Consider the following 7731-nt stretch of genomic DNA (forward strand, 5'->3'; position numbering starts at 1 on the left):
TTCAAGTACATCAGCAACTGTGTATCCATTTGCCTCAGCAATCAAAATCTTGTTGCCATCTTTAATGTGATAGGATTTTGGTGAAGTAATCATTACCTTCATATCCTTCTTAATCTCTTGATCAACACTTGGACTTACAACATCCTTATTTTTAAGTACTATACCTTCTTTTTCTAAAAATGCACCCACAGTCTTTTCATATGTAAAAACCGTCTTTGTCTTTCCATTAATATTTAATTCAACATCATTTCCTAGAGCTGTGCTAAAACCCATTGTAAGTACTGACACAAAAGCTAGAACTATTAAGATAAATTTTGCATTTTTAAAAATATTTTTCTTATTCAAATAAATAACCTCCATAACGTTACAAAGTTGTAAATTTTGTTACAATTTTGTAACCTCTTCTAACCTCATAAAAGTATAATAAAAAAAAACTATTTTGTCAATTTTTTGTAACCATTTTGTAATTCTTCTTATAAACCTTGAAATTTAGCCATTTAAAATTTAATATTATTTATATATATTTTATAAGAAAAATAAAAAAAGCTCTAAACCTTGAAATTTAGAGCTTTAAAATAAAATATTACATTTATATTACAAGTGCTATTAACTTTTTATTAATTTTTTTATGAAAAACAATAATTTTTGTATTTATTTACAGAATATTTTTTCTTTTTGCAAAATTCAAATCAATAATAACAAAGGTCAAAGACTTATTCTTTCTATAAATCTTCTCGTTATTTTAGCAGTAAACCCCCAAATAATAATGCCTTTATAATCATAAAATAGAACTTCTTCCCTTCCTCTTTTAAATTTGTAATTTTCTCCATTTGGAATCAAATGATAGGGAAAGTCTTCGTTTCTATTTACATTTAAGTCTAACTTGTAGGATTTTGGCTCAGTATCCATAAAAAATTTTAGTGGTACTGTAAAAATTTTTTCAACCTCATCCTTTGATGGACTAATTTCAAAAAAATCTTTCTTTATCTCGCCAATATAAGTGTAAATAATAGCAGAATATGGATTTACTAAAAAATCACCTTCTGAATATATTTCCACATCTTTCTCTTTTATTAATAATTCCTCACAGGTTTCACGAATAGCTGTATTTCTTGGGCTTTCATCTTTCTCAATTCGACCTCCTGGAAAAGAAATTTCTCCCGGTTGATTTCTAAGAGTCAGTGCCCTTTTTTCATACAAAAGATGAATTTCTCCCTTTCTCTTTATCAAAGGTACCATTACGGAAAACCTATTTTTAACATCTAAGGGCATTGAACTTTTTTTCTGAAGTATAGCTCTAATTTTCATTAAGTCAAAATCAGCATTAAAATCCATTTTCAATTTCCCTCATTAATTCTTCAACTGTATAAATTTTATACCTGTCTATCTTCTTTTTCTCTGCTTCCCTTTCTAAAAGTTTGTATAAAAGTTCATCGTACTTAAAATTTTCTGGCATGTCTAGTTCTGCTGCAATCTTTGGTGCATACTCTTCAAATATCCTTCTTACAACTCTATTGTTAATCTCATTGACTTTATCCTTTAAAATTTTGTAAATATACTTTAAACTGTCCTCTTCTTTAATTGGCAAAATATAATAGTCCTCTCCCTTTAGTCCCTTTACAGTTCTAAAGGCATCGAAGTAGCCATTTTTTATTAATTCATCAGCTCTGTTCGTATCAAAACCAAGTGCCGAACCAAGTCTTTTATTTGGCTTAATAATATATTTTGCACGCTCTTCATTTTTTATAGAACTATCAGAAAGTCTTATTAATACAATATCTATGTCATCATCAATCATTTCAATTGGAGCTGGAGATGCAAACCCTCCATCTAAAAATATTTTACCGTGAAGTGGTTTTAATTTAAAGAAAGGAAGATAACAAGATGCAATAATGTAATCTTTAATTTGTCCTTTCTCAATATCCCTTTTAAATAATTTCTCAACTTTTAAATCAGATACATTTACTGTGCAAATGCCAAAATCTATATCTGAATTTCTAAGTTTGTCTTCATCAATAAACTGATCTACTAGTCTAAAAAGTGGATAGGGAGACCTTGTCAATTCAGGAATTTTTATGTCATGACTCCTAAGTTTTTCTACAATTTTCGTCAAAATATCTTGATCTTCTTCTTCAGTTTTAAGTTCATTTACAAAAGAAGAAAAATCTAAATTTTTCCAAGCTTTAAAACATTCGTAGGCATCACCTTGAGCAAACATTGCTCCATTAAAAGCGCCTATACTCGTACCGACAATTTTAGAAAAATTAAATCCCATTTCCACGAGAGCAAAATAAGCACCTACTTGATAAGCACCTCTTGCTCCGCCACCTTCAAGGACCAAACCCCACTTTTTCATTTTACACTTCCAAGTTCAGATGTACAGTGTGGACACCTAGTTGCATCAATTGCAATAGTTGACTTGCAGAAAGGACATATCTTTTCTGTCGGTTCCACTTTTTCTTCTTTTTTAAACTTGCTAGTAACTTTTGAAATTTGTTTAATCATTATAAATATTACAAATGCAATAATTAGAAAATCAAAAACTGATTGCAAAAATACGCCATATTTAACTTCAGCAGTTCCAACAGTAACACTTAAATCAGAAAAATTAACTCCACCAATAATAATTCCAATAAGTGGCATTAAAATATTTTCCACAAGGCTCGATACGATTTTGCCAAAAGCTCCACCTATAATAACGCCAACTGCCATATCCATTACATTGCCCTTAGCAATAAATTCCCTAAATTCTTCCATGAATCCCTTCATGTTCTACCTCCTAATTTTTATGGATTTCTTATTAGTATAAGATACCCAACATTTTAATAAAAAAACCTATTAAGTTATACTTAATAGGCAATCTAACTTTATTAAATTTGTTTTAAAATAATTTTATTTTTATTCAGAAGTTCCATGGCATAATCGTCCACTCTATAAGCTTCGTGATAATATATGGCACAGATGCCAGCTTGAATAAGTGCCTTTGTACAATTTAAACATGGAAAATGAGTAACATAGGCTTTAGCACCCTTTACTGAAATTCCTTCCTTTGCACAATATAAAAGTGCATTCATTTCTGCGTGAATTGTGGCAATGCAATGTCCATCTCTCATGGTATGACCAACTTCGTCGCAATGAGGATTCCCCGTTACAGACCCATTATATCCAGTAGAAATAATTCTGTTGTCAGAATTTACTAAAACACAGCCTACAAAGGCGCGATCGCAAGTGGATCTCGTCGCAACCATTTTAGTTATCTCCATAAAATATTCATCCCAAGATTTTCTCATTTTGCCTCCTTTGCAAGTTTATCAACAAGTTCATTGTACTTCACGCCGCTATGGGCCTCTACTTTTATAAATTTTACTTCTAATTTGTCCTTAATGTCATCGTAAAATTTTTTGTATAAAATCGTTCCTTCTTTATTTGTCTTCCAAAATCCAAGCGCCCAGGATCTTATTCCCTCGTAATCATAATGAAGATAAATTTTTCTCTTTCCAATAGATTCTGCATACTCCATGGCTTTCATGGCACCCTTAATTTCTCCAGAAACATTTCTCATCTCTGAGTCTTTGAAAAATCTCTTAGAAAAGGTATATTCCTCTTCATTATTGAACATATATACCCCATAAGAATGGCTTTTATCAGAATTCCTATAGGAACCGTCAACATATACTATTAGTTCATCCCTTTTAGCCTCTTCTTTCTTTTCTTCTTCTATTTCATTTAAAAATGCTTTTGCATCTTCAAGATTAGAAAATTTTTTAAAGCTTGCGCCTTTAAATCCCATTGTCTCTTTTTTACACTCGTCCCACGTTTTATATATTCCAGGTTTTCTTCCAACTCTTACTGCGTAATAATTCATATTCACCTCAAAATTTGTCATTTGTCAACTATGTCTACTTATTATATAATTAGAAGTAATAAGAAGTCTAGACTTTGGAGGTAAAAATGAACAAAGAACAATTTAATAGAATGAAAAATGGCAAGGGCTTTATTGCTGCCCTTGACCAATCAGGTGGATCAACACCAAAGGCACTTTTAAATTATGGAGTAACTGAAGACAAATATTCTAACGATGAAGAAATGTTTAACTTAGTTCACGAAATGAGAAAGAGAATTATAACTAATGAAGCTTTCACATCTGATAGAATTTTAGCTGCAATTTTATTTAAAGTTACTATGAATTCAAAGGTTGGCGATAAATTTACTGGCGACTACCTTTGGGAAGAAAAGGGTATAGTTCCATTTTTAAAAATTGACGAAGGTCTTGATGAATTAAAAGATGGAGCACAACTTATGAAGCCTTTCAAACATATTGATGAACTTCTTAAAAATGCTAAAGAAAGAAATATTTTCGGCACAAAGATGCGTTCTGTAATCAAGGAACTTAATGAAAAGTCAATAAAAAAAGTCGTAGATCAACAATTTAAATACGCAAAGAAAATTTCTGACGCAGGTTTTGTTCCCATTATCGAGCCTGAAGTTGACATACACGCTAAAGACAAAGCTGAAATTGAAGAAGTTCTAAAAAAATATTTAATCGAAGGGCTTAAAAGCTTAGAAAAAGAAAATTATGTAATGTTTAAATTAACTCTCCCTGAAAAGGAAAATCTTTACGAAGACTTATACAACTTTGACCAAACAATTAGAGTTGTCGCTCTTTCTGGCGGTTACTCAAGGGATGAAGCTAATGAAAAACTTAGAAAAAATAAAAATATAATCGCTTCTTACTCAAGAGCTTTAACTGAAGGGCTTAATGTCAACCAAACAGATGAAGAATTTACAAAGATGCTTGACGAATCAATAGGAAAAAATTATTCAGCTTCAGTTGAAAAATAGTTAATTAATTACTTAAATCTCCATTAATTTGGAGATTTATTTTTTCTTTTTTTTATTTTAATATTTAACTTAATAAAACGATTTCATTTTTTTAGTGTAAAATAACTAGTTGATACACAATATTATTGACTTTATTTATTCGATAATGTAAACTATTTCATAGATAATATTCTTATCTATGAGTGCTGACCGCTCATCAAATTTTTATTTTATTAGTGGAATTTTTATTAATTTTACTAATCTGCAATCAATTTTTTGATAACCGGGGTTCTCAATTTGGATACTGTCCGCTAGTCGACTTTTGTCGATGACCGGGGTTCCTCTATAATTATCATTATTATTTATATGGAGGTTTTTTATTTTATGAAAAAGTATCAATTAGACGTACCTACACCACATTCCTACACTTATGTTACTAAAAATTTACCAAATGTAACAGTTGAACAAAGAGAAAGAGCTCTTAAAGCTACTCACTACAATGAATTTGCTTTCCCTGCAGGAATGTTAACTATCGATATGTTGTCAGATTCTGGAACTACTGCTATGACAGATGTTCAATGGTCTGCAATGTTTTTAGGTGATGAATCCTATGGAAGAAACAAGGGCTATTATGTTCTTTTAGATGCCTTTAGAGATGTCTTTGAAAGAGGCGATGATCAAAAAAGAATTATCGACCTTGTAAGAACTGATTGTACTGATGTAGAAAAAATGATGAACGAAGTATATCTTTGTGAATATGAAGGCGGACTATTTAACGGTGGATCTGCACAAATGGAAAGACCTAATACTTTTATCATCCAACAAGGTCGTGCAGCTGAGTCTGTTTTATTTGAACTAGTTAAAAAAATTTTAAACGAAAGAGAACCTGGAAAGACTTACACAATACCTTCAAATGGTCACTTTGACACGACTGAAGGAAATATTAAACAAATGGGTTCTATACCAAGAAATTTATACAACAAAAAACTTTTGTGGGAAGTTCCTGAAAATGGTCACTACGAAAAGAATCCATTTAAGGGCAATATGGACACAGTAAAATTAGAAGAATTAATTGAAAAATTAGGACCTGAAAATGTGCCTCTAATTTACACGACTATTACTAATAATACTGTATGTGGTCAACCTGTTTCCATGGCAAATATTAGAGAATGTTCTAGAATAGCACACAAATATGAAATTCCTTATATGTTTGACGCTGCTAGATGGGCAGAAAATGCTTACTTCATTAAAGTAAATGAAGATGGATACGCTGACAAATCAATCCCTGAAATCGCAAAGGAAATGTTTTCTTATTGTGATGGATTCACTGCATCCCTTAAAAAAGATGGACATGCAAACATGGGCGGCGTTCTTGCCTTCAGAGATAAAGGATTATTCTGGAAAAAATTCTCCGACTTTAACGAAGATGGCTCAGTAAAAACTGACGTTGGTATTTTATTAAAGGTTAAACAAATTTCTTCTTACGGAAACGACTCTTATGGTGGAATGAGCGGCAGAGATATTATGGCACTTGCTGCTGGACTTTATGAAGCTGCTAAGTTCGATTACCTTGACGCTCGTGTAAAACAATGCGAATACCTTGCACAAGGATTCTATAAAGCTGGAGTAAAGGGCGTTGTACTACCTGCTGGTGGTCACGGAGTATATATCAATATGGATGAGTTTTTCGACAATAAGAGAGCTCCAGAAACTTTTGCTGGTCAAGGCTTTTCTGTTGAATTAATAAGAAGATATGGAATAAGAACTGCTGAACTTGGAAACTATTCTATGGAATACGATCTAAAAACTCCAGAACAACAAGCTGAAGTTGCTAATGTAGTTCGTTTTGCAATAAACAGAAGTCAACTTTCTAAGGAACACATGGATTATGTAATTGCAGCTGTAAAAGCTCTTTACGAAGATCGCGCTACTATTCCTAATATTAGAATAGTAAAGGGTAAGAACCTTCCAATGCGTCACTTCCACGCATTCCTAGAAACTTATGAACCTTCTGAAGATGAAAAATAATGAACTTAATTAAAATTTAATATTAAATACCCCTTGCAAAAAGGGGTATTACCCTATTTAAGGAGAATAATTATGGATAACAACTTAAAAGCTCGCGATGGTTTTAAAAGTAAATGGGGCTTTATACTTGCTTGTATAGGCTCTGCAGTTGGTATGGGTAATATCTGGAGATTTCCTATAATGGTTTCAACTTATGGCGGCATGACTTTCTTAATTCCTTACATAATATTTGTTGTGCTTATAGGTTCTACTGGAGTAATTTCTGAAATGGCTCTTGGAAGATCAGCCGAAGCTGGTCCAGTAGGTGCTTTTGGTAAATGTACCGAACTTAGATGGAAAAGCAGAAAAATTGGAGAATTTATCGGACTTATCCCTGTAATTGGTTCTCTTGCACTTGCAATAGGTTACACTTGTGTAATGGCTTGGATTTTTAAATATACTTTCCTTTCACTAACAGGTGGACTTTATGCAATGGGGCAAGATATGGATGTGATTGGTGGAACTTTCGGACAAACTGCCTCCGCCTTTGGTGCAAACATTTGGGTTGTAATAGCAATTCTCGCAAGTTTTGCAATTATGGTAATGGGAGTATCTGGAGGAATCGAAAAAGCAAATAAAATTATGATGCCTGCATTATTTATCTTATTTGTTGGACTTGCAATATATATTTTCACACTTGATGGAGCTTCAAATGGGTATAAATACATATTCACAGTAAACCCCGAAGGATTAAAAGATCCGAAAGTTTGGATTTACGCCTTTGGGCAAGCCTTCTTCTCACTATCAGTTGCAGGAAATGGAACTGTAATTTATGGATCCTACCTTCCTAAGAATGAAAGTATACCATCATCTGCAAGAAATGTTGCAGTATTCGACACTATT

The 7731-nt window shown here is 32.1% G+C and carries 9 protein-coding genes; 3 read left to right on the forward strand and 6 right to left on the reverse strand.

Translation table 11 applies throughout. The features are described 5' to 3' along the window. The 6 genes from MR285_RS07220 to MR285_RS07245 all read right to left on the reverse strand — a co-directional run. On the reverse strand, positions 1-345 hold a 345-nt coding region (locus MR285_RS07220; protein ID WP_293559512.1), incomplete at its 3' end, for a ubiquitin-like domain-containing protein. 360 nt (positions 346-705) lie between these two features. Beyond that, positions 706-1335 (reverse strand): CoA pyrophosphatase, encoded by a 630-nt coding sequence (locus tag MR285_RS07225; RefSeq protein ID WP_293559528.1) that lies wholly within the window; start codon positions 1333-1335, stop codon positions 706-708. Continuing rightward, a complete protein-coding gene (locus tag MR285_RS07230; RefSeq protein ID WP_293559514.1) occupies positions 1325-2356 on the reverse strand; it encodes a patatin-like phospholipase family protein in 1032 nt (343 codons plus the stop codon). The genes MR285_RS07225 and MR285_RS07230 overlap by 11 nt, the downstream gene beginning before the upstream one ends. Then, a complete protein-coding gene (mscL, locus tag MR285_RS07235) occupies positions 2353-2769 on the reverse strand; it encodes a large conductance mechanosensitive channel protein MscL (protein ID WP_293559516.1) in 417 nt (138 codons plus the stop codon). The genes MR285_RS07230 and mscL overlap by 4 nt, the downstream gene beginning before the upstream one ends. Before the next feature lie 101 nt (positions 2770-2870). Next, the gene (locus MR285_RS07240) at positions 2871-3290 is read right to left on the reverse strand and encodes a deaminase (protein WP_293559518.1); all 420 of its coding nucleotides are present in this window, start codon (positions 3288-3290) and stop codon (positions 2871-2873) included. Further along, a complete protein-coding gene (locus MR285_RS07245) occupies positions 3287-3865 on the reverse strand; it encodes a ribonuclease H family protein (RefSeq protein ID WP_293559520.1) in 579 nt (192 codons plus the stop codon). Before MR285_RS07245 ends, MR285_RS07240 begins: the two co-directional genes overlap by 4 nt. A gap of 86 nt (positions 3866-3951) precedes the next feature. Here MR285_RS07245 and MR285_RS07250 point away from each other — a divergent pair, with 86 nt between their 5' ends. From MR285_RS07250 to MR285_RS07260, 3 genes are all read left to right on the forward strand, one after another. Further along, on the forward strand, positions 3952-4842 hold the full coding sequence (locus MR285_RS07250; RefSeq protein ID WP_293559522.1) for a fructose bisphosphate aldolase: 891 nt from the start codon (positions 3952-3954) through the stop codon (positions 4840-4842). Between the two features lie 363 nt (positions 4843-5205). Then, positions 5206-6849 (forward strand): tryptophanase, encoded by a 1644-nt coding sequence (locus MR285_RS07255; RefSeq protein ID WP_293559524.1) that lies wholly within the window; start codon positions 5206-5208, stop codon positions 6847-6849. Positions 6850-6921: 72 nt separating this feature from the next. Further along, on the forward strand, positions 6922-7731 hold an 810-nt coding region (locus MR285_RS07260; RefSeq protein WP_293559526.1), incomplete at its 3' end, for a sodium-dependent transporter.

The sequence above is a fragment of the Peptoniphilus sp. genome (genome assembly GCF_022767005.1).
Lineage (GTDB): Bacteria > Bacillota > Clostridia > Tissierellales > Peptoniphilaceae > Peptoniphilus_A.